Consider the following 26098-nt stretch of genomic DNA (forward strand, 5'->3'; position numbering starts at 1 on the left):
CTGCGCTTTTATCGAAGTCTGCTGGTTGGCGGTCTGGCTGCGCTCGCAAAGCTGGCAAAAACGCAGATGCCGGCCGCGTGTCGCCGTTGGTTTCCTAGGCAATGGTCGCCTCATGGCAGCATGCCGACATGTCGATCGCTTCGTCTCAATCGCAAGGAAGGCGCTGGAAATCCCAAGGCTCTGATGGGAGGTCGGAGAGCGCGGCCGACCAATCCAAGCAGCGCTTTTGGAACGAGTTTTGCGTGGCTATTTCAGCTGAATGATCATCGCCGGAGAGAATATGCTGGAAAAATTCGAGCGTTACCCGCTCACCTTTGGACCCACACCCATCGAGAAGCTCGACCGGCTCGGCAAGCATCTGGGGGGAAAGGTCGAAATCTATGCCAAACGCGAGGACTGCAACTCCGGTCTGGCGTTCGGCGGCAACAAGCTGCGCAAGCTCGAATACATCATCCCCGACGCGATCGCGTCAGATGCCGATACCCTCGTCACCGTCGGTGGCGTGCAGTCCAACCACACGCGCATGGTCGCCGCCGTTGCCGCCAAGATCGGCATGAAATGTCTCCTGGTTCACGAGAGCTGGGTCCCGCATGAGGACGCCGTCTACGACCGCGTCGGCAACATTCTCTTGAGCCGGATCATGGGAGCGGAGGTGCGCCTGGTCGACGATGGCTTTGACATCGGCATCCGCCGCAGCTGGGAAAAAGCGCTCTATGAGGTCAAGGCAAGGGGCGGCAGGCCCTATGCGATACCCGCCGGGGCGTCTGTTCATCCGAATGGAGGCCTCGGCTATGTGGGGTTCGCGGAGGAAGTGCGCGCCCAGGAGGAACAGCTTGGGTTTGCTTTCGACTACATGGTCGTTTGCACGGTCACCGGTTCAACGCATGCCGGCATGCTCGTCGGATTCGCCAAGGACGGTCGGCAGCGCAACGTGATCGGTATCGACGCCTCTGCTACCCCGGCCAAGACCAGGGCGCAGGTGCTTAGCATTGCCCGACATACAGCGACCCTCGTCGAGCTCGGAACGGAACCTGTCGAGGATGATGTGGTGCTGCTCGAAGACTACGCGTACCCGCGTTACGGCATTCCATCCGAGGAAACCAAGGAGGCGATCCGCCTGTGTGCGCGGCTCGAGGGCATGATTACCGATCCGGTCTATGAGGGCAAATCGATGCAAGGCATGATTGACCTCGTCCAAAAAGGCCTTTTTTCCAGAGGGCTCGAGGATCCTCTTCGCGCATCTCGGCGGCGCGCCGGCGCTCAACGGTTATGGCTACACCTTTCGCAATGGCTGATGCCCGACAGATCTCCACGTATCGTGTCTGCCGTGACAGTGCTGCGCCAAGTTTGACCGAAGGCCCATTGGCAAACCTCAGCGGGCAGCTGTTAACTGCCGCCACGACGTGGGGTCGTGCCGCTGGCATGCTTGCCAGTGTTTGCCCGTGCTCAATGTGTCCTGGAGCTGCATAAGAAGGCAGCAGACATGGCCGTTTGACTTTTTTGTCATGTTGCGGTGCGGCGATAATCGCCGTAAATTTGATGTTGTAAGCCACCGAAGATATCCGCAGGCGCGTGGTATCTACTTGAGCAGGTATGGAAGCTGTGACCAATCGTGCTCGAGCGGGTCGTCGTCGGCGAGCACATCGCCGGACACCCCCAGCGCGGCGGTGAACTGGGCCAGCATGGGGGAGGGAAGAGGCGTCCCCCGCGATGTGACAGCGGGCAGTCGGTATCCGGCTTAACGAGGCCTTGCTCATACCTATTGGGAGCGTCGACGAGACTGTCGTCCCTTCGGCAATTTTGACCGAAACGGCGCGTTCAGCCGACGCGTTGCCCTCGGGCGGGCTCGTCCACCTGGCGCTCAGCACTACGTGCGGAGGGGGCTACGAAGTCGCGGAGCCGCTCTATACGGAAGGGCGCGCGCGAGGCGACGATGAGGTCGAGTTGTCCCACGATCGCGTCTACGCAGCTCTAAGTGTCTACATATCGGCCTGATTCTAGATCGTCGAGACAGAGGGCTGCTTGATCTTGAGGATCGAGGCGATCTCTGCCTGGGCTTCCCAGCCGCACGGCGCAGCTCGCCGAGGCTCTCGACCTCCGTCCTTTAACTCTTCGAAACGTGCATCGACACGCTCCCGACGCTCCTCAGGGAGGGCTGCGATCACGTCATCAAGCCTGCGTTCCATCACTTCCTCTCCTTCTTGTTCGCCGCCGCCCGGCGGTGAGATGCCTTGATGGCATTTGTCCAATGGCGTGTTGATTGGTGGCCCGGAACGGGAAGTCGCATCTGGCCATTGCCATCGCCCGGGCGCTCATCCGCGACAGCGGGCGCGGCTACTTCGACGGAACAACGGACCGCACTGCTCGAGCCTCTCACTCATCATTGCGAGATCATCGAAATCGGACATGAATCCTGGCGCTTCAAGAACCGCGCCTGATCAACACATCGCCCAAGACGATCCGCGCTCGCCGGGCTTCGCAACCCGGACCAGCTCCGCCCGGCGAGCGCTAAACGCGATGCGCTGCCGCCAATTTTTACCGGGATATTCGCTGCGGCCAAGCAAGAGGGACATCTTCTCAAAAAAAGCAAAACTGGGCTCATTATCGATGTAGCACCGCCAAAGTGCTCTACTGGGTGCATTTGCAGAGCGCGATTGACGAGTATCTGGGAGGGTTTTGCGCCGAGCTGGAACGGTCCGTGCAGTCCAAAATGCGTTCATAGGAAACATGATCACTTGGCGAAAACGGCTGTTTGACCCGAATCTTTCTTTCAGTGGCTGAGCGGAGTCAGATTGGTCGATGTCTGCATCGTCATGGGTGTTGCAATCAACGATGCCCAAAATGGCGAGCAGCATCTGGGGGTCAAAGCCCTCAAGGGATTTGGCGGCCGAATCCTTGCGGTGGTCGACGACTTAGACAGGGATACTTATCGCCCGTCCATGCCGTCGCTTCGCTGGTGTGATCTGCATCTTTGCTTCCAGAAGAAGGGCAGGGACACGCCCAAGTGCGAAGTCGATCTCGTTACAGCGATTGAAGGTGGCTGGGACGCACGATCGCGAAAACTATGGGAAAGGAACACAGTCATGACTGAAGAATCACCGGCGAAATGACCAGCGGCAACGTGTTTGCGGATTTGGGCTTTGACAATTCCGAAGAGGAATTGCGGAAAGCCAAGCTCGCCCGTGAGATCCGCGCCATCATTACGCGTCGTCGCCTCACTCAAGCCAAATCAGCGCAATTGCTTGCTATGAAACAGCCCGACATATCCGCCGTAGTCATGGGCGAACAGGCTAGTTCTCTATAGATCGCCCGGTGCGCTGCCTCGATCGACGCGCTTATAAGGTGGACGTTGTGGTGCGCCACAAGCCGCGCAAATCGGCGCCGACGGCCGATGCAGCCTAATCATTGGCGCAAGTGTGGGGTCCAGCTCTCGACAGGATCGTCTTCCTCGGAGATTTCCATCTCGTCCTCCTGGCCTATTTCGGTTGCTACGAGGATCATGAGTGCCGAGCTGCCCTTTGCGCCCCACTTTTACTCCACGAAGCGGTTCGCTTCGCAGCGGCACGGATGCCCTTATCCGGACGACGATGGCTCTTCCGATTCTTAAGTCCAAATGCTCTCTGGCGTGAGGATCTCGAACGGAACAACCCGCTGTTCGATTAGCCGTGTGTCCGTGCGTTCGATCATGCGCAGCATCACGTCGATGAGTTCTTCAGGCATCCTGTCGACGGGATGGCACAAGGAAGCAGTAATCAGGCCTTCGCTCAATCCCTTGCGTGTCTCAGGCCCGATGTCGCGGCAGACGACCCGGATTCTGCAATGCTCCACAGCGAGCTCGCGCATGGCACGCAGAACGCCGGAAATGCCGCCGCCATTGACGAAGATGCCCCTGAGCTCCGGCTCCTCCGCTATCAGCCTGCGAACGATTGCATAGGCGTTCTTCGGCGCCTCATGGGTCAGGAGGGTTTCGCTGACGTGGAACTCGGGCGCGTGCTCGCGCATGTAGGAGCGAAAGCTCGCATCCGAGATGTCTTGGAACTGATAACGGTTGCTGCCGATGAGAGGAAAGACCTTGCCGGGCCGACCGGACGTCTGGCTGATAAACCATGCGGCGGTGCGGCCGGCCTTCCAGTTGTCGGTTCCCACAAAGCCGGCCCGGCTGGCGGCGGACAGGTCGGTGACGTAGGCGATTACCGGAACGCCTTTGACGCGCAACCCATCAATCGCCTGGCCGACGAGCGGGTGATCGGCCGAGATCACCGCGATTGCATCGGCGCTTCCGCCCATCTTGAGCAGATTGGCAGCAACCGCTTCGGGGGAAGGGTCGTCCTCGAAGAGCACGTCTGGCTCAATAACCGCATCTGTGCGTCGCGCGCAGGCACCGAGAAGCGCCTGGGCCCGGATCCGACAGAGCGGCCGGTGCGATTGCTGCATGAGAAAGCTCAAGTGCCGATGCGGGAGATTGTCCCGCCTGCGTTCGTGCAGCGGCCCCGAACTGCGGAAGCCAATCTGCTGCGCTGCGCTCAAGATGAGGTCGGCCGTCTGCGGTCGCAGTGTGCCAGTTCCGTGCAAGAGCCTGTTGACCGTGGAAACACTTACGCCCGCGGCTTTCGCCAGATCGGCGATCGTTGGCCTGTTCATTAGCCCCCTCCCATATGCAATTCGTGAATGACGTCTTCCAAGTACAAATGCCATGTCAGCGGCAAAAGAGGCGTAGGTCTCCGGATCCTTCGAGGAGAGGCCTGACATGTTGGACGAAATCTCCGCACCGCCTGACGCCAATCGGCAAGATTGTTCGCCCGCGGCCGCCCGTTTTTCCCGATGGCACCACGCGCGCTGCGGCTGCGCGATCCGAAGCCGCGCGGCGCGCTGCAACGCGAAGGCGCCAATCTGGGCGACCTCAACGGACAGCGCTTTCGGGACCTCAACAACACTTTCGCCATCCTGATGCATAGGGATGGCTTTGCCCCGGCGCTTGAGGCGGCGCGTATCGTTCGTGACGGCAGCCGCCCTTTCCAATTCGACGGCACATGAGATCGACTTTGCTGAATTATCCTGCTCGATTGTCTTCCGGCGGTCGAGCAGATCATTTCGTCAACTTCGACACTGAGGCTGTGACGATCGCCATCAAGACGGCACGCGCATTCACCACGAGCATTGCCAGACCGAAGGCGCTTATCAGGAATCCTTTGATTGGGCCGAGGCAGGCCAGGGGAGGGATATCCGCAACATCGCCTCGCCGCAGGCGCCTGCGCCCATGCCGGCTTTCGCAGGCGCCGGCATCGATTGCCGATGAGGTCGTCATTCGCCGCTTCAATGATGCCGATGGTGCGGCCATGCTGGTTATGGTCGTGCATGGACGATCCTCCAGATAAGGGCAGGCTCGGGCATCAACGCCTCTCGTCGAAACCACAACCTCTTCTCTTTCTTGGCAGTACGCTCCACGATCAATCCGATCGGGACCAAGGATCACAACCGCAGCCTGCTCGCCACGGTGCTGCCCAAACAGACCACGCAAACAGCGATGATCATCAAGGTCGATGTGTAGGGAACAGCCCTTCGAAACGGCATCGAAGGCGCCCACCCTGGTCGTGCTGAACACCACAAAGAGAAGGAAATGATCTATGGAACAGATTGCCACCGTCGGCCTGGATCTGGGCGCTCACGTCATTTCATGGGCGGCCACGGGTGCCTCTTTGCAGGATTGGAATTGCTCCCATCCTGCTGCGCGAAGATGACACTCGATGCAGGTCCCGCAACCGAAACCCCAGCTATGTCTATGCTCACGGTCTCCGCTATAGCAGGTGTGGCTTCCCTCGCAGATGAGCTTCACCAGCGCCTCGCCGCCCAGACAATCCGCCAGCGCCCAGGTCTGCGCCTTGTCGCGCTGCATGAGGGGTGTGTGAATGATGAAACGCTTCTCCATTCCAAGATTCAGGGCAAGTTGCATCGCCTTGACTGCGTCATCTCGACAATCCGGGTAGCTGAAACGATCCGTCTCGGACACGCCGATCACGAGGTGTTTCGCGCCCATCCGGTAAGCTATCGCGGCCGCAAAGCCGAGGAACAGAAGGTTGCGGCCAGGCACGAAGGTATTTGTTAGACCGTTCGCGTTCAGTGCGACCTCGACGTCGCGCGTGAGCGCGGTATCACTGATTTGGCCGAGCACGGTCATGTCGATCATGTGGTCCTCGCCTAGTCGCCCACGCCAGGCCGGAAAGTCTGTTCGAATGCGCCCGAGCAGGTAGGGCCGCACATCGAGCTCGATCCGGTGCCGCTGCCCATAGTCGAAGCCGATTGTCTCGACGCGCTCGAAGTTCTCCAACGCCCAGGCCAGGCAGGTTGTCGAATCCTGGCCGCCGGAGAAAAGGACGAGTGCGGTTCCCGGATCTGGTTGCATCGGGTCAACCCTCGTATTCAGCCCAGCACAGCGGTGTCTCATAGACTGTTACCGAGCACATTTGGCCAAGAAGCGGCTTGGTTTGGTCCCAGATCCAGACCGCAATGTTTTCCGCCGTCGGATTTTCGAGACCCTCAATCTGATTCAGACACTGATGGTCGATACGTTGCAGAAGCGGTCCGAACACAGCCTCGACATCGAAGAAATCGATGACAAAGCCCGTGTCTGGATCGACGGGCCCTTCCAGACGCAGTTCCACACGGTATGAGTGGCCATGCATGCGGTGACAGCGGTGGGTTTCTGGCACCCGCGGAAGACAGTGCGCTGCCTCGAAGGTGAAAGCTTGCGTAATTTTCATGGGATCCCGAGAAACTTGTGGGTTTGAAGGCTCAAGCGCCAACGTGGGTTGGCAAGACAATAGGCCACTGCGGCGGCCGTATTCGCCTCGCGCTCGGGCCCATCCATCGGCTGAAGCAAAAGATGCTCGAACGCGAGAACTTCGAAATGTTCGGGCTCCGCGCCAATCTGAGGATATACAAGCTTTAGCTCGTCCCCTGCCATGACCACGAGGCGTGCATTGCATTTCGGACTGACGCACAGCCAGTCGATGCCGGCGGGTGTGGGGATGGTACCATTGGTCTCCACGGCAATTTCAAACGCCAAGCAATGCAGCGCTTCCAGGAGTTCTTCATCGATCTGGAGGAGGGGTTCCCCTCCGGTGAGCACGACAAGACGCTGCCCAGCTCCCGACCCGCGCCAGGCTTGTTCGATCGCCAACGCAAGCTGCCGCGCGGTGTTAAAACGTCCGCCACCGGGGCCATCTACCCCAATGAAATCGGTGTCGCAAAATCCGCAGAATGCTTTTGCCCGGTCGCCTTCACGTCCCGACCAAAGGTTACAGCCGGCGAAACGACAAAATACGGCGGCCCGCCCGGCATTTCGTCCTTCACCTTGAAGGGTGTAGAAAATTTCCTTGACCGCATATGGCATTGCTTTACGCGACCTTCGACTGAGCAAGGGAGCGTCTCTGCAGACTTACGAGACGCGGAAAAAGGTGGGAAATGCCCCACTGCAGGTTTTGCAGCTCGGTCCACCGTCGAGGCCCGATGCCGAAAACACACTCGCCCGAACTCCACGCAGAATTAGGTTTCAGCGGGTGGAGACTGCGGGGAAGGGCCTCTCGCTCCTCGAAGCCTATCACCACGAGAAACGCCTCGATCACGCCGCTCATCGCGAGGATGCCTTGACGAGGACGAGGCGTGAGAATCCTGGGGTCTCCTCGAAAGCCTTCCTTACAGCACGGAAGAACTCGCTCATCAGGCGCAAGCCGCGCTCCAGGATGAGGCGGTCGAGCGATGAATAGATCGTGTGCGGCGGCAGGGCGCCGAGAAAATCCGCTATGTCCCGATCGGTGATCTGAAGGGCTTCATCGATGGTTTTGCCGACGATGAATTCGGTAAACGTCGAGGAAGCGGTTATGGCCGAGCCGCGGCCGAAGGTCTGGAACGTTGCGGCGGTGATCGTCTGCGTCGTACGGTCGAAACCCATCGTCAATTTAAGCCCATCGCCGCAGGCGACGGCGCCGACCTCGCCGGCCGCATCGGGGGGTTCCAAAGCGCCGACATTGTGCGGGTTGATGAAATAGACCTTGTCGCTGCAGAGGTAGACGTTGTCGGTGTTACCCCGCATGGCGCCGATCCTTGTCGTTATGGCGGCTAGCCGAAGGACTTGCCGCAGGCGCATTTGTCCCGCGCGTTGGGATTGTCGAAGACAAAGCCCGAGGACTCCAGGTCCGTGACAAAGTCAACGGTCGTGCCGGCGAGATGGGGCTGGGAGTTTGCGTCGACGAACACCTTGACCCCGTCCGTCTCCATGATGGCATCGCCCTCCCGCGAGACGCTTTCCAGACCCATCAGGTATTTGAGGCCGGCGCAGCCGCCCGCCTCGACCTTGATGCGAAAGCCTTCCGCCGGTTCGTCGGCGCGGGAAAGCGCGGCCTTGACGGCGGCGACGGCGTTTTCAGTGAGTGTGATCATGGGACTATTTTCTTGCTGATGCATTCGCAAGCCACGCTGCACAGAACGTGCCAGAGAGGAAAATTGGATTAAAACACCGGGTTAGCGGATTTGGCGCCCTCTCTCACATCCAACAAAATTGTCGGATGTCGGACAGAGTGAAACCTTGCGTACAAAAAGCGGCATTGGACAAATCGCCAGTGTCGTCGCCTGAGCCAGCGTTTTCGATCATATGAAATGTGGTCCGGGTGGGAACTCTTAAGTCGAGCTGCGCTCCAAAGGCCGCGCCATCGTGACCACGCAGTGCGGTGGCGAACACCGGGTGGTCGATAGCCGCATCGATCGCGCTTCCTCGAGGGCGCAGTCGATTCTGCGTTGGCTCATGGGTGCCGAACACCCTCGCGTGGTCGGCCCGTGGCCTGTATTACGGCCGCCACCTCGCGAGGGCCGACTGAGGCATTGTAAATGCCGTCAAGCCAGGTGGGCCAACGCGCCGCCCAGGGAACGGCCCAATCACCGGCACGGCGGCCACGGCCTCGATTAGAGGCCGCGGTCAGTTCCAGTTCTGTCGCAAATCGCGGTCTGGCTGGTCCGCGTTCCAAAACGAAACTCGAGCGAGCACCGGTCTCGCCGTCACATCGAAGGAGAGAAATCGCTATCTGTCACAGCTACTCGTCGGCAAGGAGCCCGTCACGGCCGACATAGAGAAATACCCAAGCATCGTGGTTGCAGTCATGCTTGGAAAAACCGGTGCGGCTATGTCAGTCGCCCCCGCCAACAACGCCGCCGATAGCGTTGCCGCAAGGCGGGTACTGACTGTCACGCTATCGCTATCCAATGCGTTGCAACAGATTCGTCAAACAAGTTTACAGACTCTTTGCGAACGCAAGTCGCTGACCATGATACGTTCGCTTCAAGGCAGAGATTGGCCGCAGCTAATCGTCGAAATCATTGGTTTGGACTGCGTGAACATAGAACCTACAGCGTTGATCGCAAGCCGCATACAGAGAGGCCCCTTAATGGATATCGACGTTTTTGAAGCTTACGAGTCTAACGTTCGTCGCTATGGGCGATCCTTTCCAACAGTCTTTACAAAGTCGCTTGGGGCGACAGTCTGGGACGAGTCCGGAAAACCTTATATTGATTTCCTTGTTGGGTCCGGCGCGCTCAATTACGGCCATAACAACCCGGATATCATTGCGCCGGCAATTCAATATCTCGCCGATCAAAATATCGTCTTGTCGCTTGATATGTATACAGCTGCAAAGCGTGATTTCATCGAAGTGTTTGTCGAGTCGATCCTGAAGCCGCGAGGCCTTTCTTACAAGATACAGTTTCCTGGGCCGACCGGGACGAACGCTAACGAAGCGGCGTTGGCGCTGGCGCGAAAATATACCGGCCGCTCGAGTGTCATGGCCTTCACAAATTCGTACCATGGCATGTCGCTCGGCTCCTTGGCGGTGTCGGGTTCAGCGTCAACCAGACAGCTTGGCGGCGTTGCTCGCCACGATGTGATCCGTGTCCCTTACGAGAACTATCCGAACCAAACTTTCGATTCCGCGAGTTACATTGATCACGTGTTGGGCGACCCAGGCAGCGGGATAGAAAAGCCGGCCGCAATCATCCTGGAGCCCATCCAGGCAGAAGGCGGCATGAATACCGCATCCGCACCATGGCTCGCAGAAATTCAGCGCATTTGCCGGAAGCACGACGTTGTTTTCGTCGTCGATGACATTCAGGCAGGTTCGGGACGAACGGGCGATTTCTTCTCGTTCGAGTTCGCGAAAATCGAGCCCGACATCGTGTGTCTTTCGAAATCGCTAAGCGGTTCAGGTAATCCGTTGTCCATAGTTCTGATTCGCCCCGACATGGACATATGGAAACCGGGAGAACATAGCGGGACCTTTAGAGGCAATAATCTCGCCTTTGTGACTTCCGCGGCCATGTGCAAAATGTGGTCCGATAGGCAGTTTACTAAAGCCGTTGAGGGGACGGCCGTCAAACTGCAAGACCACCTTGATCGCCTCGTTGCGAAATTTCCCAAGTGCATCGAACAAAAGCGCGGCCGTGGTCTGATGGCCGGCCTCAAGTGCCGTTCACAGGCCGTTGTTGGCCGTGTGCACGATGTCGCGTTCGAAAACGGCCTGCTGATGGAATCCTCGGGGCCAAATCGCGACGTCATCAAAGTCCTTCCGCCGATAACCATCTCAGATGACGAACTCGATCACGGCATTGCCATCCTCGATCAGGCACTACAGGAGAAAACCAATGGCGACTAACCAAGTAGCTCAAACGCCGGCCATCTCGCCTCTTACGATCAAAGAACGAACCGGCACGATCAGCACTGCGGAGATCATCTCAGTCCTGAAAGGTGAGATCACGGCTCTGCACATCAAGCAAGCTTTCAGCGCCGAAGTAGCCGAGGACATCACCACGAAGTTTTTCGGCAGTCCCGGTCTTAGCGAGCGCAAAGATGGCGTGCCCGGGCAATATGTCGGTGCATCCCACTACAGGAAGGATGCAGCCACCTATTTCAAGGAGGCGGAAAATGCGCGGCCGCACGTTGACGCCCTTTTTGGCAATTTAGTTGACCCGGTCCGAGCCTTATTCGACGCGTTGAAGCGCGAGCTTCACAAACAAGGCATTGAATTGCGGCTGGCGCGCTCAGAACACGGTCAGGCTAACGTTTGTCGGGCTCTTAGTTGGACGGGAAGCGGCACATTTTCCTTGGACCCCCACGACGATGTCGCTCAAGTGTTAAGTGCTGGGAACGATTACGAGCTTTCTGCGGTGGCGCACAACACCGTCGCAGCACTCAACTTTTATCCCAGCATGCCTGAGGAAGGTGGAAACTTGAGGCTATGGAGTCACAAGCCGACAGTCGCAGATCGAAAGTCGCAGGGTGTGGAGACCACGGGATATCCCTACTCCGCAGCTTATCTTGAGGCCGTGCCTAGTCGCGAAATCCAGCTCAAGGCCGGGGATATCGCGCTACTTGACGGCGGTTTCGTTCATGGGGTTACCGGTCAATCAGACAACGTAAAGCGTCGCGTGCTACTGAATTGCTTTTTCGGATTTGCGCGGCCAGATCTTGTTCTGTGGTGGACGTGACGTCGGATGTCGCGGCGACTGACCGGATTTCGACCGGCGCGCAGCACACAAAGGAAGCTCAAGGACAATGTTAAAAAGACCGCTCATCCTCGTCGAAGGCACAAGGAGCAACGGCCTTCTCTACGTGAAAGCAGCCCAGGGTCTTGGGATTTACCCAATTACTCTTGCCGCCAATCCCGCTCGGCACGACTATCTTGCGGCGGGAGGATGTGAGGAAATCCGTGTCGATACAAACAATTTCGACGCGCCAATCGGCGAATGTTCCCGACTGAATGCGACTTATACCATTGTCGGCATTACGAGCGCTGACGAGTTGGTTTATGCAACCGTTTGGGAAGCTTTGCCGATATTTCGATCTGCCGGAACCGAATCCCACATCGATTGAACGATGTTGCGACAAATTTGTTCAGCGTCAGCTCCTTGAGCAAGGCCGGCGTTCCCATACCTACTTATCGCTTGGCAGCGAATGCGACGGAGGTAGAAAGCGCTGTCGCGGAGATAGGCCTCCCCGTGGTTCTCAAGCCAGCCGTAGGCCACGGTGGCATCGGGGTTCGATTGTGCCGCGATGCAACTGAGCTAGCCGAACATACAACTTATTTGTTGGGCGAGTACCACATATGGCCCTCCACGCCGCGGATACTGGTCGAAGAATTCGCTCAAGGACCACACTTTAGCGTCGACATAATGGGAACTCAAGTCGTTGAGATTTGTGCCGTTCAAGGCGGCCCCCCACCGCATTTCGCCTGTCGTGGGTACACTCACCCGGCCCCGCTGACTGATGAGGAGTGTAAACGCATCGCCCATGTTTCGCTCGGTTGTATGCAAGCTCTCAACCTGGCTGGGGCCCCTCGTTCGTTGAGTTAAGGTGGACGGAGCGCGGGCCAGTAGTGATTGAAGTCAATCCGCGTCTTGCGGGCGGGGCCAATCCTCGACTGGTTCAGCGGAGTTGCGGTGTCGATCTCGTCACCGAACATGTCAAGCTTGTCATCGGCGAGGAATGGAATTTGCGGAGAACGCATTCGCAAGCGGGCGTGCGGTTCCTGATCGCTGATCGCAAAGGCACTCTGGATCAGATTGGTGGTGACCTTCACGCAACTGCTATACCAGGTGTCGTCGAGGTCGACTTGTATGTTAAACGTAAGACGCAGAATGTGAGAAAAGGCGATTACCGAGACCGAATGGGACATGTCATCGCCGCTTCGCCAAGCCAAACTCGGACTGCCGCGATACTTCAGTCTGCCGTCGACTTAAGTTGGTCGATCTCACCATTTCCGACTCTTGGCGAACAATGACAATCAGCAGCCCTCACCTCCGCACCTGCGAAGCGCAGGCCATCGTTTGGCACCTGCCGCATATCATCGCTTACAACATCGTCGGTACCGTCATGTCGTGATGCTGCGGGTCCATCGTGTCCATGTTGGAACCGCAGCGGCGCCAGAATTCCGAGAGCTTTTCCAGTGCCGCGGGATCGGTGCCGGAGCTATCGATTGCGCCAAAGTTCTGCGTGATCTTCTCTTGGCTGGGGCGGTCATCAAATTACTCGGCCTCCGGCTTTCGCGACTTCACCCGTCTAGCGGCGTCCGAGCAGACCATGTGGCGCGACGTGTGCCTGCACAACAAGGACGCCATTCTCGAAATGCTGGCGCGATTTCCGAGGATCTGTCCTCGCTGGAGCGAACGATTCGCTGGGGCGACGGCGAGAAACTGTTCGACCTGTTCACCCGCACCCGTGCGGTGCGCCGCTCGGTCATTGAGTCGGGGCAGGATGTTGAACTGGTCGATTTCGGCCGTCATGCAGTTGGTTATCCGCAGGTCGTGCAAGAGCAGCAGTACCATGCCGCGACCGTCCCAATCGCAGCAACGGCGACGCCATATTGATATTGATCAATTCAGTAGGACGGAGGAATCTCACCTGCCGACCAAGCGCGGCCACTCGGCGAGGAATTTGCCCCGACTCCGGTTCTCCGGCGAGGAGCGCGTTATCGCCTTAGCCAGAGCCGCTCCCAAGGCTGTTCTTCCTTTCGTCCTATAGTCCAGATCTCCAACTGCATCTAGCAACCGTTTCGCCAGCTTAAGCACTGATTGCAACAGGCCGCCAAACGGATCGTGGAGACTGTCCGCCGACGCTATGGTTAACACCCCTGTCGAAATCATCAAAAGAAAAACATGTCAGAAGTTCGAACGCTGTCCGTTCACGTTGCACCACGCGTATCGTGAAGCTCGACCGCGAAACTGAAGTATTGCTTCAAAAAGATTTATGCCGACGACGATCAACTCTTGTTGGGCTGGAGATGAGAAGCGCTGACCATTCCTGTTCGCCAAGGTTGACGATTATGTAATGGACCAATCGATTAATTCCGCAGCGCTCCGAAGTATCGCCTCGGTCTGAGCGGCGGTAGGCGAAACGGCGATGACATGTCCAATCCAGTCTCGGTAATCGCCTTTTCTGACGATCGGCGTATTTGGCTCAACATACAATTTAACCTCGGCGGCACCTGGCACAGCAGCCGCCCTACGGTCTCCTTTGATCCAATTCAGATTGCCATCACGATCAGGAAGCAGGAATCGCGCGGCCGCAGTCTGCGAATGCCTTCTTTCCAAGTCCCAATCCTGACCGATGACGAGCTTGATATGCTCCGTGATGAGATCGATACCGCAAGCCAGTTGGACGAGTTGAGGCTCGAGCGCGCCAGCGAGACGCGGATTGACTTCGATGACCACCGGGCCACGCTTCGTCCACCGGAGTTCAATGTTCGTTGGCCCCCAGCCAAGGCCAAGAGCATCCAGGCATCTCAGGGAAACTTCGACCATACGCTCATGCTCATCGAAGGTCAGCGGGGCCGGAAAGGTCGTCTTCCGGAAGACGAAATGCGGTGGGGGGCCGAAGTCAACGCCGACAATGCCTATAACCTCATTTCCCATTATCTCGACGCTATAAAAGGGACCTCGTGCGAATTCTTCGACGAGTATTCGCGGCGCGGACGGCCAAATGTACTCTGCGCCCAGCAGATAAGTCGTATGTTCGGCTAACTCAATGCTATTGCGGCATAGTTGGACTCCCATGCTGCCGCTGCCGATGGCTGGCTTAACAATCACTGGCAGCCCGATCTCCGCGGCAGAGCTTTCAACCTGCGTCGCATTGGAAGCCAAGCGAAAAGCAGGCACTGGGACGCCGGCCTGCGCAAGGAGCTGACGTTGAGTAAATTTGTCGCAGCATCGTTCAATCAATGCGGGATTCGGCCCCGGTAGATCGAAGTGTCGGCAGAGCTTGCCGACCATCGCATACACCGACTCGTCGGCGCCCGCGAAGCCAGTAATGCCAGCAATACGATTCGTGGCGCGAAGCTGGGAACATTCGCGGATCAGCGCATCGAGATTGGTTGTATCGACACGGATTGCCTCGGTCCTTTCGGCCGCAATATAGTCGTACTGAACTGGATCAGCGGACAGCGTAATTGGATGAAGATCAAGACACTTGGCCGCTTGGACGTACCGCAGGCCATTACCCCTTGAATGACCTTCAACCAGGATGAGCGCTCTTCTTTCCATTGGACCTCCGTTGTGTGTAGTGTGGTGAGTCTGAGCGGAGATACGCCTCAGCTGTTCAGATTGTGTACCAGTGTCGGTGAACTGCGATCGCGAAGAGTCTGTGAAATTAATTGAAGGGTTCATTACAAGCTTTCAACCCGAGGTATGGCCCCTGGCATCTCGACGAATTTTGGAGGATTGCAATGTTTAAAGACACAGGCCATGCACTTGCCTCGGACATGCGATGGCAAAAGCCAGACGGATGCGCAAGACGCGGAGCTTGAGAGCCTGAGTCGCCGAGGGCAAGTCGTGTTACGGAGATGAACCATCGTGGCAGATCCCCTCGGAGGGCGGGCCTCAACCAGTATACCTGTGGTATGACCTGACCCGGACGCGGCTCGTGGGTGGCTGCCCCAGCAAGTTGAAGCACGTTTCGATTGATGGAACCGCGTTTGAAGGCATTCCAGTGGGACCCGTAGCACCGTCAGCTCGGCATGGCAGCTGGGTGATGCAGATATCGCGATCGCATCGGCGGATCATGGCCCATCGTCTCGAAATCGATTCAGGCGGTCGAGGCACCGGCAGCTTCGCCAAACCCTAAAGGAAAAGTGCCATAGGACGTCCACCCTGACATTCGACGCTCTGCATGTGGAGCGACTCCATGACACTAAGGGGAGGGTATCGACCGGGCGCAAGTACACCGTGAACCAAACTCGTCCAGTGAACGCATGTGCAGAGCGATTCATCTCATCCATAGACCGACAACGTTCACATGCGGTCTTCCGATCGAAATCGCTCCCAAGTTGCTGCTACCACGCTCAACTTTTTCGCAGCGGTAGTATCTCCAGTAACACGTCCGACGCCTCACGTGCTTTGTCGGGTCCGCGACACATCGAATCTCTGGGTTGTCTGAAGCTAAAGGCTTGCAGCATAACGATAAATCCGTCTCTGGACCGGTCAGCCAAAAATTGGCCTGAGGTTTGCGTATTTGGTTGCGGGCGGTGCAAGCTGGCGATTGATATATGTCCGCTGTGAGATCGCATCAATGGGACGAATGTGTCACGAAGCTTAGAACGCGGCACAGCAAGACCGGCAATGCCTCCGACCCATAAAGGACCGCCTTGGGATCAATCACATGCCTCAAACCGCGACATCGCAGTCACTTGTGAACGCAGTAATCCAACGCCGAAAAGGAATTACGCAGATGAGAAAATTCGTAGCCGCCAAGCTTCATTGCATCACGGTAACCGATGCGAATTTAAACTACCACGGCTCAATAACTCTCGATCCAGATCATTGCAACGAGGCAGGTATTCTTCCAATGGAGTACGTTGAGATCTGGAATAAGGCTTCAGGGGCGCGAATTAGTACGTACGTCATTTATGGCGAGCAGGGTTCTCGTTGCTGTGTGCTTAACGGAGCCGCTGCTCGCACCTGCCAAGTCGGGGATGAGATAATCGTTTGCTCCTCCGTATACATTGAGGAGCATCAAATGGTAGAGATCAACCCGCGAGTCCTGACGTTCCACCCGGACAATTCTGTCCGCGACCGCATGTTCTACGATGGTTGGATCAATGATGATGGAACGAAGTCGTTCGCGATTCGCCAAGCCTCTCCTGGCGACAACGCATCTGGAGTCGGGAGCTAATTAGCACATCGGGCGGACTAATGGAAAGGCTCGCGGTCGGTTGTGTACCGGCCTGTCCAATCCCTGACAGGCGGCCGTCATCGATGCCATCGCCCAACAAGGCATCACTGGACGCGCTGCCTTTCGGGGCGCTCCATCCGGTTACATCGACCTTTGGGGGCCCAGGTTACCATCCGCGCGAGGTGATTCCGGATGATCCCTTGCGTGCCGGAATGTCGCAACGGACTGTCGAGCGTGCGCCTCTTGCCGGCCTGATCGGGCTGCTCCCGGTACGCTCGTCGCCGGCCGATATCGTTGAGCCTTCCGCTCTGTTACGTCCAGGAAATTGTCCGATTATACAAAAACGTGAATTTGGCCACGCATTTGGGTTCCGCCGGGTTAGCAGCATGTTTTTAACGGTAACTAAGTAATGGGGTGCGCCTTGGCTACTACTTCTTCATCAGTGCCGCTGACGGCTCTTTCGTTCCCAAAAGCGGAATATGAACGGCGTCAGGTAGGCGTCTTCGAGTCCATGGTACGAGCCAAGCTCGATGCCCTAGTGGTAACCGCTCACGGCCACCTTCAGTATCTAATCGGGTATGACGGAACGGGCGGATATTTTATGCCGTTCGCGCTAATCCTCGTGCCAGGACAAAAGCCGACCTTCGTCGTACGAGAATATGAACTAGGCAGCGTCCGTGCAGGAAGTTGTGTAGAGGAAATCATTGTTTACAGGGAGCAGTTCGATTTTGCTCCAGTGTGCGCGAATACTATTCGGCGACATGGCTTGGCCGGGCGCAGAATTGGCCTTGAGCTCGGATGCTGGAATCTTGCGCCGGCGGACGTGAATGCGCTTCAGGGGCAACTCCCGGACACGAACTTTGCTGACGCGTCTCGTCTGGTTGCCACGGTAGCAGCTATTAAGACGGATTTGGAACTTGATGTCATGCGCTTTGCAATGGCAATGACAGACGTGGCCGTTCGGACGTTCCAGAATTCCTTGGAGGAGGGAGTGACGGAAGTGGAAGTGGCTGCAAACATTGATCGCGATGTCGAGAAGGCCGGAGGTGTAGTACAGGCGACTTCTTCAACTCTGTTGTTCGGCGAGCGGACGAAGCTTTCGCACGGTACTCCCAAGCGGCATCCCATCAGAAACAATGAGCCCGCTTTTCTCGAAATCGGTGGCGTGAAAAACGGTTATGCTTGCGGGCTAGTCCGGAGTGCCCAGCTTGGTCGGCATGCCGAGACTGAGCTTCTACACGAACTCTCGGTCGAAGTGTTGGAGGCGGTTATTTCTGCGATCAAGCCGGGTGTGACCGCCGGCGAAGTTGATGCCGTCGGGCGAGCGGTGCTCAAGCGACATGGGCGTGCTGAATTTCTTAACCACCGGGTCGGCTATCAAACCGGCATCAACTGGGTAGAGCGCGGTAACATCAGCCTTGAGCCCGGTGCTACCGACGTGCTCGAGCCAAATATGACCTTGCATATGCCCATAATTCTATGCGGGGAAAGTGGCTACCTGATTGGAACCAGCGGGCATGTCCTCGTGACAGAGCGTGGCGCGGAAACACTCAGCCGGACATCTCACACGCTCTATCGTGCATAAGGGCAGGGCGAGAGCCTTTAAACGAGCTGCCTTGACTCTGCCTCGCAATTTCCTCCAGTCGTTGCTCAAGCCGATAGTCAACGATCAAGCGGAACGGGCTGCGAGCGGTTCGGTCGGCTTTTGAGCGTGGCGACAATAAGCCACAAAGCCACAAAAGCTGCCTGAACCGGTGAAACAGTTGAACATCTGCGAGAAGTCTTAGCCGGCCGCGAGCACGCCGCGTCACACTGCCCGTCAAACCCAAGATGCAGCAGCGTTCCGCGATCGAGCTCGTGACCGGCCATATTAAGGCCGAGCACCACACGAGCCTTGTTGTTGTTAAAGTCGTTGGTCGGCAGACGTCTGGCCGGGTAAAGACCCTGAATTTGTGGCTCTGCGTTGCATTTTCACAGCGTATGCCGTCGAGATAGCTGGGGATTTCGAGGCTCCTGGAGAACGTTGCGCCGCTGCCTTTGAGCGACTAGCCGCAACGACACGCTCCATGATAGTGCTGTAAGGCACAAAACCGCTCCGAGACCAGAAGGCCTTCCCGCCAGGATTGGTTTCCAGCACCTCGAGAACAATCCTTTTGTCGTTGAAACGTGACAGAATGAGCAGTTCGACAGCACTGCGGCCAATCCCCGAACGTCGGTGTTAGCGGCTGACGTAGAATTGACATAGAAAGACGCGTTCCCCGCTCACCTCCGTATCGTCTGGCTCCAGACGATAGGCGGCGAAGCCGCTTCTGCCCGTGAGGTGGCTCGCCCTACACTGCGCGCCCGAGGGTTGCTCGGGCGGGCCGATCCGATCCTCATCACAGGAGGACGAGCCGTGTCAGATTATAGGGAAGCATTTGTCGGAATGTCGCAAAGCTTAGGAACGCCATCGCGATTGCGGATGCCGGCCGGGAGAGAGAAGTTCGCTTCTTCGGCGAGGTCGACGCCTCGGATGAGAGCATGCGCCGAGTTATCCAGCGGATCGCCAACAGGTTCGATCGAGTCCATTTCTGCTACGAAGCCGGCCCGACCGGCTATGGTCTCTATCGGCTGATCCGTTCGCTGGGTCACGAATGCACCGTAGTCGCTCCGTCGCTGATGCCGAGGAAGACAGCGATCGCGTGGAGACAAACCGCCGGGATGCCCTCGGATTGGCTAGGTTGCTGCGCGCTGGCGAACTGACGGCGCTATGGATTCCCGATGAAGGCCACGAAGCCATGCGGGATCTCGTCCGCGCCCGGCGCAGCATGTGAGCGCCTTCATGCTCAAGCACGGACGTATCTTTCCGCGCAAAAAGGGCTGGACGATGCGCTATCTCTGGCTGCAGGCGCAGCAGTTCCATCATCCCATCAGATTGCGCTCCAGGAGATAGTCGAGGCGGTTCGCATCTCGAAAGAGCGGGCCGAGCGGCTTGAGTGTGTGATCGAGGAGTTCGTTCCAGCCTGGTCGCTGGCGCCGATCGTGCGGGCTTGCAGACATAACGTGGTGTGGATCTGAGATCGTTGCCGTGACGTCTGCTACCGAGATTGGCGACGTGCGCCGTTTCGAAAGCCCCGCCAGCTCATTGGCTATGTTGGCCTTGTTCCTGGTGAGCGTTCGACCGGAGAGACAGTCAGAGGGGGCGGTATCACCAAGGCAGGGAATGGCCGTGTTCGTCACATGCTGGTCGAGAGCGCATGGACCTATAGGCATGCGCCGAAAGTCGGCGCGAAGAAGCTGTATCCACTGGAGCAGGCGCCGCCGCCAGGGGTGAGAGAGATCGCCTGGAAGGCGCAGGCCCGACTGACGGCCCGCTATCGAATGTTGAGCGGACGAGGCAAGAAGACGACAGTGGTCTGCACGGCGATACTTCATGTGGGCTGTTGCCAGGGAGGCGCACGCAACCTGATCTAGTCGCTGCACGCGAAACACATCCTTCGCTCATGGGCGGGGGCGGGACCATGGCAGGGGAATGCCCGTCAGACGCTTTGTGGCCGGCAAATCGAGCCGACGCCCGCAGTAAGATAGGAACAGCCCCGGACGCACAATCGGGAATGCGGTAACCAATCCGCGCATCAGAGCTTGATCACCGACGTCCTTCAGTTCTGCCTCCACCCATGCGCGATCATCAGAATGAACAGCCGACCTCTCGATCGGCCGGCCCCCTACGTTCCAAACCATGACAGCGGACATCAGAGCGCTGTTCCGGTGGCACCTTTCGCTTGTGGTCGTGAGGAACGATGTTCGGAGCCTTTGAGGGCTTCGACACATGACGATTTCAGAGCTTACGCGTAAATCAAACGATCCTGAGCTCGCGCGCCGTTTCGAGGTGTTCACGGGCTCCGGCCGGCGACGCGAATGTTTGCCGCAGGAGAGGCTCGGATCGTTGCGGAAAGCTACGATGCCGGCGAGACCGTGAATGCGGTGGCCCGGCGATATGCATTGTCCCCGCAGCAGCTGTTCGCCTGGCGTCGGGCCGCCCGTCAGCCTTTGGCGGAAGAGCCGGCACCGGAATCGCTATTTGTTCCGGCGGTGGTCGCAGCGCCCATGTCGGTACCGGCGGCAAGGCGGCTGCCGGAGCGGCGGAAACGGAAAGCCGTCCGTGATGCCGGCGTGATCGAGTTGGAGATCGATGGCGTCGCCATGGAACCAGGCCGGCGCTATCGAAGTTGATCGATGGCACCCATGAGGCAAGCCCCCAAGCCCGAAGCGTGACGTTGTTCCGATTCGGCGCTAAAGAAAGCCTTATTTATACGTTTGGTGTAGTGAGTGCCTCATTCAAGCGGATCGAATGCTCTCGATAGAGATCCACGAGTTCTACAGTGGTGCCATTAGATTCAAATTTCTCTTTAGCGCTTCGAGCCAGGTGAGCGTTCAAAGAGTTTTTCTCGGGATGTGCGAGGAGTATCAGCGCATCTATTTGTAGTCACCAAGGCGTTCGTACCAGGTCCTGGCCAGATCCAGTTCGCAATTTGCGACGTCGTCTCGGTCGCAACGTTGATGACGTTTCGCTGATCCAGAGGAAGTTTCTACACAAACGTTAGTTGATACGGAGACTCCACTCACTCCATCGCGTTGTGTCGGCGACGGCTACTGCGCCGATCGAGTGATAGAAGGCCATTCCCGCCTCATTGGAAGAGAGTGTTCGCCACTGGATGTCTTCGCATCCCTTTGCTCGGGCAAATTCCGTCAATACCCCGAACATTTCTCTCCCCACGCCCGACCGTCGCATATTTGGTTGGAGGTAAATACAATCGAGGTAGAGGTGGGGTTTTGAAGACCATGTCCAAAGTCGGATCGACGCGGTCATGTATCCTCGAAAGGTTTCATGACGATCACCGCCCTCGTCGCAAACCCAACCGTACAACTGGGTAGGTTGTCTAAAGAATGCCGAGTTCCAATAAGGGCTCAGGTCTCGGTCCGCGATCCTCGACCCTTCCAAGGCAATGTGTTCGTCACAAAGCTTGCGCAATTGAGAAAGATCGCTTGGCTGTACGACTCTGATTTTCACGATATTCTCCTCGTTACTTAGCTCGGGGTAACAGCGGCACACATCAAGGTAACGCCGCTGCCGAATGTGGCACTCGAACCCGGCCGCGCACTGGCGCGCGCATCTGTGCTACCGATGAACGGTAGATGTGTTCCTTCGAGCGAACCACGCAATCGGCAACCTTCAGCCGCAATGCAGCATCTCAGGCTCGGGTTGCTGACCGGATCCCCGCCACGGCATGGGATCCGATGAGTTACTCATCTTTAGTTCTTGCAGAGGTCTGCGGTCTTCTTGCCGTCCGGCAGGTTTGCTTGACCGTAGTCGTATTTGCCGAATACTGCCATCATCTCGTCAGAGCCAACATAATCTTTCAATACGGCGTTGAACGCCTCGACCATAGGCTGCTCGTTGAGCGAGAAGGCGATGGCGGCGTACCCCGGGGGGGTGGGTGAGGCGAACGGTTCGGCCAGCTCAACGCTTTTGTCCTTCTTGATGAGGCCAGTCGCGTTAAAGAAGTCCAGAGAGCCTGCTGCGGCACGGCCGGACTTCACAGCCTGCAAAATCTCCGGCGGTCCGGCGACCTGCATTAGCTTATCGGCGGCGAGGCCCAACTTTTGCGCTGCCTCAACTGAAGTGTAACCAGCACCAGTCACGAGTGTGAGCCCCTTGTCACGCACATCCTGGAAGGAATGCAGCCCTTCGGGGTTCCCCTTCGGCACCAGCAACGCGCCGTTCTCCACGGCGACCGGTTCGCTGAACAGAACATTGCGGCAACGGTCCGGCTTGATCCACATGCCGGCTGTTACAATGTCGAAGCGACCAGCCTGCAGGCCGGGCACAAGGGAGCCCCACTCGGTTACGACCGGTTCGGTTTTCGTAGCGCCCATCTTCTTCAGGATATCGAGTGTTATCTCGTTCTCTACGCCGAGCGGCTCTCCGTTGCCGCCTGGATAGGCACCAGGGGGTTCATTGGTAAAGCCCAGGCGAATGGTTTCTCCATTCTTGACCTTCTCGAGCAGTGACTCTGCTGACGCAGAACTGACAAACGAAGCGATTGCCATCGCCGCGATGCCCAGTGCCGCCATTCGCCCCGGGATTGCGGATGTAACTCTGTAGTTCTCATGCTTCCACACGGTAAGTCCTCCCTATGCGTTTCGCCGCTCGGCCTCCCAATGAAGGTTAGATATCCAGCGGCTCCTGCTGTCGTGCGGGACTTTTGAACCGCGGCTTGGGAGCGCTGGAGACGTTCCATTTTGGACTAGCCTATTCGGCACCTGCCCAATGAAGCATAACTGCCCAACCGAAGGATTTTCTGCGAACCTCACGGTGTAGACGCACGAAACGAGCGTTTTCGAAGGCCTCCGCAACTTCCGTTGACCTGATGCAAGAGGCAAATCAAACATTCAATAAATTATCTAGTCTAAGTCGACTTTCCCTGTACAGCTTGCCTGATCTCAGGAAGCTGGAGCGATGGAAAACTGATCGCGGTAAGTCCCTGGTGGGGGGAACGAGTGAGCGCATCGGGTTCGGGCGTGGAAGCTGCCTCATAGTTGAAGAACGAAAAGGGAAAAGACAGGGTCCCCTTCTACAGACAAGCTGAACTCGCTTTCGTGACCTCTGCCCGGCCTTGGCCAGCAGTTCCGCCATCTTCGATTTACGTTTTAGACTCGATATGGATCTGGCACCTTGCGACGCGACCAAAGGATGTCGATTTAGCGCAGATACTGCTAGGAGGATGGCCGCCCCTTACCCAATGGCACGCCACGCGGATATCTTAAGCCACGCACTGAACACCGGAACACCGCTCGTGTACCCAGCCAATGCCATGCGATCCGCTTCCGGAATCACTCCGAGCAGCGCAGCTTATGTAGGGAGCGCCTCTTCAACGACACGTTCCATGACAATGCTATAGGGAGCGAAACCTAAGCTAGACCAGAAAGCCCGCCCACCAGGATTGGTTTCCAGCACCTCTAGAACGATCTTTTTGTCTTTGAAACGACGAAGAACGAGCAGGTCGACTGCAGCGCGGCCAAGCCCCGAACGTCGGTGCTGGCGACTTATATAGAATTGACGTAAAAAGACGCGTTGACCGCTTGCCTCCGTATTGTCTGGCTCCAGACGATACGTGGCGAAGCCCACAGCCTCGCCGCCCCGGCTGAACAACTCTACCATCCAATTTTCGCAATTCACAAACCTGACAAACCGCTCCTTAAGTTCCGGGACGGTCATCGGGTTTCGATGCTTCTCGTCTTCTATCAACTGGCGGTTCAAGATCGCCAGAGTGTCAAAATCTTCGGCTGTGGCGCTGCGAATCTCAAGTTCTAGTAGCACTGGAATCTTCTCCTCACGCCCTTCGGATAAGCGCCGGCTTGCAGAATGCGCTCACGCTCGTTGCAGGGTAGGCCTGTCCGCAGCCAATCCTGCTACCGAAGTTGTTCTCAAGTAACCGTTGAAAGGATACTCTGGCAGCGCCTACATCACTTCCATGCCGAGATCACCTCATTCTTAATCATCCCAAGGTCGCGCCATCCGTCACGAAAAAGCGTTCAATTTCCAGAAACTGGGTGCGAGATTCGAATTCCGATGTTTCTGGTCTGAACGTAGCTATCAAGCGCTTCCTGACCCTTTTCCCTACCGTAGCCAGATTGCTTTACGCCGCCGAACGGAGTTTCTACCCCGCCAACGTACCAACCATTCACATACACTTGTCCGGCCCAAAGCCGCTCGGCGGTCCAAAGCGCACGGTCGATATCCCGGGTAAATACGCCTGCCGCTAAACCGTAGTCAGTGTCGTTGGCGAGATCGACCGCCATTGCCGGATCATCGAAGGTGGTCATGGCAAGAACCGGCCCGAATACTTCTTTCTGGAAGAGACTGCTGCCTCGCGAAACATTGGCAAACACCGTAGCCGCCATGAAATAACCGCTCCGTTCGAGCGCCTTCCCGCCCGTTACAATTCGTGCGCCCTGTGACAGCGCCGTCTTGCAAGCTTCCTGCACCGCCTGTCGTTGCTTTTGGGAAATCAAAGGTGTGATATCGCAGTTCTCGCGTCCTGGACCGACCGACATACCTTCGACGCAGCGTTTCACCCTTTCCATCAGTTCGTCTGCGATGGAACGTTCCACGATCAGACGAGTGAGATTGTTGCAATTTTGCCCGGCGTTCAAAAAGGTGCCGATGCGCACCGCTTCCACGACGCCATCGAGATCGGCATCTGAATATACGACCGCTGCGGATTTGCCGCCCAACTCCATTATGCAGGGCACAATTCGCTTCGCCGCCGTCTCAAGTACAGTCTGCCCCGTGGTCATCGAGCCCGTGAAGACGATGTGGCGAACGTCGGGATGTTCGATCAAAGCCTGGCCCGCCGTTTGGCCGTACCCAGTGATCACGTTGACCGCACCGGCAGGCAGCCCCGCGGTCTCACAGGCACGTGCAAGCTCGACTCCCGAAAGGGGGGCCAGTTCGGGTGACTTCACTACGACTGAGTTGCCGGTTGCGATGGCGCAAGCCAGGGATCGGGCCGTCAGTTCAAGCGGACCATTCCACGGAACAATCTGGGCGGAGACGCCGAAAGGACTTCTGACCGTATAGTCGACCAGGTTCGCCCCGCGCGGAATAGACCTTCCCTCAAGCTTATCGGCCAAGCCGCCATAGTACCGCAGGTATCGTACCGAGGTCTGAACCTCGCCGCTGGCAAGTTCCAACGCCTTGCCGGTCTCGGCGCAATTGATGGCCGCGACCTCATCGGCGCGGGACTCAAGTGCATCGGCAACGCGAAACAACATGCGTCCCCGATCATAGGGATGCATATCGATCAGAACGCGGTCGCGAAAAACGCGGTGAGCAGCAGCCACGGCCAGTGCGACGTCTTTGGGTCCTGCTTCAGCCACGACCGCAATCGTCTCGGCGCTCGCCGGGTCATCTACCTCGATGCGGGCGCCGGCCACAGAATCCCGCCATTCGCCATCGATATAATTTTTGATTACGTCGTTGCTGGGCATACCAGTCCTCTTTCTGAGCGAATGAATCTTCTTTCAATCATCGATCTGCTGCGGCGACAGTGATCGCCGGGGCAGGGGAAGGCCACCGCCTGCAGAGCCGGAGCGGCAGGGAGGCCCTAGTTTGCCGCTCGACGGCTCCGGTTGCTTTCAGATGCTGGGCGGCACGCCTTCCCGTGCCGCCGGTGCGAACCGCAAACTGCCCGGGACTCGAAAATGCCGTGCCTGCCACGCCAGCGATCGGTTGCTTATTTGGCTAGCGAGCCGCGGCTTTCACCCTCGAGGGTAGCCGCTACTGCGCCAATGCTGTCGCGAATGATGGACAGACCACGGCGCAAGTCGGTTTCCGTGATGGTGAGGGCAGTC

At 57.6% G+C, this 26098-nt stretch carries 21 protein-coding genes and 6 pseudogenes; 13 read left to right on the plus strand and 14 right to left on the minus strand.

Annotation, left to right across the window (positions count from 1 at the left end; all coding sequences use genetic code 11):
• Positions 1-280: 280 nt before the first annotated feature.
• Positions 281-1295 (plus strand): annotated as a pseudogene (locus AC0L2H_RS28875) (1-aminocyclopropane-1-carboxylate deaminase).
• Positions 1296-1997: 702 nt separating this feature from the next.
• Here the strand turns inward: AC0L2H_RS28875 and AC0L2H_RS28880 are convergent.
• On the minus strand, positions 1998-2186 hold the full coding sequence (locus AC0L2H_RS28880) for a hypothetical protein (RefSeq protein WP_065005741.1): 189 nt from the start codon (positions 2184-2186) through the stop codon (positions 1998-2000).
• A gap of 129 nt (positions 2187-2315) precedes the next feature.
• Between AC0L2H_RS28880 and AC0L2H_RS28885 the strand changes: the two are divergent.
• The 3 genes and pseudogenes from AC0L2H_RS28885 to AC0L2H_RS28895 all read left to right on the plus strand — a co-directional run.
• Positions 2316-2438 (plus strand): annotated as a pseudogene (locus AC0L2H_RS28885) (ATPase); the annotation flags it as partial.
• 354 nt (positions 2439-2792) lie between these two features.
• A complete protein-coding gene (locus AC0L2H_RS28890) occupies positions 2793-3110 on the plus strand; it encodes a type II toxin-antitoxin system RelE/ParE family toxin (RefSeq protein ID WP_223217806.1) in 318 nt (105 codons plus the stop codon).
• Entirely contained in the window at positions 3107-3304 is a 198-nt protein-coding gene (locus AC0L2H_RS28895; RefSeq protein WP_019863354.1) for an XRE family transcriptional regulator, read from the plus strand. Before AC0L2H_RS28890 ends, AC0L2H_RS28895 begins: the two co-directional genes overlap by 4 nt.
• A 299-nt stretch (positions 3305-3603) precedes the next feature.
• Here AC0L2H_RS28895 and AC0L2H_RS28900 read toward each other — a convergent pair whose 3' ends face one another.
• Positions 3604-4641: a LacI family DNA-binding transcriptional regulator gene (locus AC0L2H_RS28900; RefSeq protein WP_019863355.1), complete on the minus strand. Its 1038-nt coding sequence runs from the start codon at positions 4639-4641 to the stop codon at positions 3604-3606.
• Between the two features lie 180 nt (positions 4642-4821).
• On the opposite strand from AC0L2H_RS28900, the gene AC0L2H_RS28905 reads away from it, so the two are divergent.
• On the plus strand, positions 4822-5034 hold the full coding sequence (locus AC0L2H_RS28905) for a hypothetical protein (protein WP_020629147.1): 213 nt from the start codon (positions 4822-4824) through the stop codon (positions 5032-5034).
• A gap of 628 nt (positions 5035-5662) precedes the next feature.
• Here the strand turns inward: AC0L2H_RS28905 and queC are convergent.
• The 5 genes from queC to AC0L2H_RS28930 all read right to left on the minus strand — a co-directional run bounded on the left by queC (position 5663) and on the right by AC0L2H_RS28930 (position 8436).
• Complete coding sequence (gene queC / locus AC0L2H_RS28910) at positions 5663-6400, minus strand: 7-cyano-7-deazaguanine synthase QueC (RefSeq protein ID WP_019863358.1); 738 nt, start codon at positions 6398-6400, stop codon at positions 5663-5665.
• 4 nt (positions 6401-6404) lie between these two features.
• The gene (queD, locus tag AC0L2H_RS28915; protein WP_019863359.1) at positions 6405-6758 is read right to left on the minus strand and encodes a 6-carboxytetrahydropterin synthase QueD; all 354 of its coding nucleotides are present in this window, start codon (positions 6756-6758) and stop codon (positions 6405-6407) included.
• On the minus strand, positions 6755-7390 hold the full coding sequence (gene queE / locus AC0L2H_RS28920; RefSeq protein ID WP_019863361.1) for a 7-carboxy-7-deazaguanine synthase: 636 nt from the start codon (positions 7388-7390) through the stop codon (positions 6755-6757). Before queE ends, queD begins: the two co-directional genes overlap by 4 nt.
• A gap of 237 nt (positions 7391-7627) precedes the next feature.
• Positions 7628-8089 (minus strand): iron-sulfur cluster assembly scaffold protein, encoded by a 462-nt coding sequence (locus AC0L2H_RS28925; RefSeq protein ID WP_019863363.1) that lies wholly within the window; start codon positions 8087-8089, stop codon positions 7628-7630.
• Between the two features lie 26 nt (positions 8090-8115).
• Entirely contained in the window at positions 8116-8436 is a 321-nt protein-coding gene (locus AC0L2H_RS28930) for a HesB/IscA family protein (protein WP_019863364.1), read from the minus strand.
• 998 nt (positions 8437-9434) lie between these two features.
• Between AC0L2H_RS28930 and ectB the strand changes: the two genes are divergently transcribed.
• From ectB to AC0L2H_RS28945, 3 genes and pseudogenes are all read left to right on the plus strand, one after another.
• The gene (gene ectB / locus AC0L2H_RS28935) at positions 9435-10694 is read left to right on the plus strand and encodes a diaminobutyrate--2-oxoglutarate transaminase (protein WP_027047790.1); all 1260 of its coding nucleotides are present in this window, start codon (positions 9435-9437) and stop codon (positions 10692-10694) included.
• A complete protein-coding gene (locus AC0L2H_RS28940; RefSeq protein WP_019863366.1) occupies positions 10684-11526 on the plus strand; it encodes a 2OG-Fe(II)-dependent halogenase WelO5 family protein in 843 nt (280 codons plus the stop codon). Before ectB ends, AC0L2H_RS28940 begins: the two co-directional genes overlap by 11 nt.
• A gap of 67 nt (positions 11527-11593) precedes the next feature.
• Positions 11594-12818, plus strand: a pseudogene (locus AC0L2H_RS28945) (ATP-grasp domain-containing protein).
• 85 nt (positions 12819-12903) lie between these two features.
• Here the strand turns inward: AC0L2H_RS28945 and AC0L2H_RS28950 are convergent.
• Positions 12904-12999, minus strand: a pseudogene (locus AC0L2H_RS28950) (prephenate/arogenate dehydrogenase family protein); the annotation flags it as partial.
• A 61-nt stretch (positions 13000-13060) separates the two neighbouring features.
• Here AC0L2H_RS28950 and AC0L2H_RS28955 point away from each other — a divergent pair.
• Positions 13061-13404 (plus strand): annotated as a pseudogene (locus AC0L2H_RS28955) (prephenate dehydrogenase dimerization domain-containing protein); the annotation flags it as partial.
• 453 nt (positions 13405-13857) lie between these two features.
• Here the strand turns inward: AC0L2H_RS28955 and AC0L2H_RS28960 are convergent.
• Positions 13858-15075 carry an ATP-grasp domain-containing protein gene (locus AC0L2H_RS28960; RefSeq protein ID WP_064981995.1) on the minus strand — a complete coding sequence of 406 codons (1218 nt, stop codon included), beginning with the start codon at positions 15073-15075 and terminating at the stop codon, positions 13858-13860.
• A 1183-nt stretch (positions 15076-16258) separates the two neighbouring features.
• On the opposite strand from AC0L2H_RS28960, the gene panD reads away from it, so the two are divergent.
• From panD to AC0L2H_RS28980, 4 genes and pseudogenes are all read left to right on the plus strand, one after another.
• Positions 16259-16702 carry an aspartate 1-decarboxylase gene (panD, locus tag AC0L2H_RS28965; protein WP_019863371.1) on the plus strand — a complete coding sequence of 148 codons (444 nt, stop codon included), beginning with the start codon at positions 16259-16261 and terminating at the stop codon, positions 16700-16702.
• A 409-nt stretch (positions 16703-17111) separates the two neighbouring features.
• On the plus strand, positions 17112-18287 hold the full coding sequence (locus AC0L2H_RS28970; RefSeq protein ID WP_019863372.1) for a M24 family metallopeptidase: 1176 nt from the start codon (positions 17112-17114) through the stop codon (positions 18285-18287).
• Positions 18288-19117: 830 nt separating this feature from the next.
• A pseudogene (locus AC0L2H_RS28975) lies at positions 19118-20150 on the plus strand (IS110 family RNA-guided transposase).
• 449 nt (positions 20151-20599) lie between these two features.
• Complete coding sequence (locus AC0L2H_RS28980) at positions 20600-20914, plus strand: transposase (protein WP_019863373.1); 315 nt, start codon at positions 20600-20602, stop codon at positions 20912-20914.
• Positions 20915-20990: 76 nt separating this feature from the next.
• Here the strand turns inward: AC0L2H_RS28980 and AC0L2H_RS28985 are convergent, their stop codons facing one another.
• The 5 genes from AC0L2H_RS28985 to AC0L2H_RS29005 all read right to left on the minus strand — a co-directional run bounded on the left by AC0L2H_RS28985 (position 20991) and on the right by AC0L2H_RS29005 (position 25735).
• Positions 20991-21161 (minus strand): NAD(P)H-dependent oxidoreductase, encoded by a 171-nt coding sequence (locus tag AC0L2H_RS28985; protein WP_155249246.1) that lies wholly within the window; start codon positions 21159-21161, stop codon positions 20991-20993.
• Between the two features lie 120 nt (positions 21162-21281).
• A complete protein-coding gene (locus AC0L2H_RS28990) occupies positions 21282-21794 on the minus strand; it encodes a GNAT family N-acetyltransferase (protein ID WP_432430968.1) in 513 nt (170 codons plus the stop codon).
• Between the two features lie 200 nt (positions 21795-21994).
• Positions 21995-22816, minus strand: coding sequence for an ectoine/hydroxyectoine ABC transporter substrate-binding protein EhuB (gene ehuB / locus AC0L2H_RS28995; RefSeq protein ID WP_019863375.1), 822 nt, complete (start codon positions 22814-22816; stop codon positions 21995-21997).
• 778 nt (positions 22817-23594) lie between these two features.
• Positions 23595-24062 (minus strand): GNAT family N-acetyltransferase, encoded by a 468-nt coding sequence (locus tag AC0L2H_RS29000; protein ID WP_019863376.1) that lies wholly within the window; start codon positions 24060-24062, stop codon positions 23595-23597.
• Between the two features lie 215 nt (positions 24063-24277).
• Entirely contained in the window at positions 24278-25735 is a 1458-nt protein-coding gene (locus tag AC0L2H_RS29005) for an aldehyde dehydrogenase family protein (protein WP_019863377.1), read from the minus strand.
• Positions 25736-26098 lie beyond the last annotated feature (363 nt).

It is taken from the genome of Mesorhizobium sp. WSM4871 (assembly GCF_055811295.1).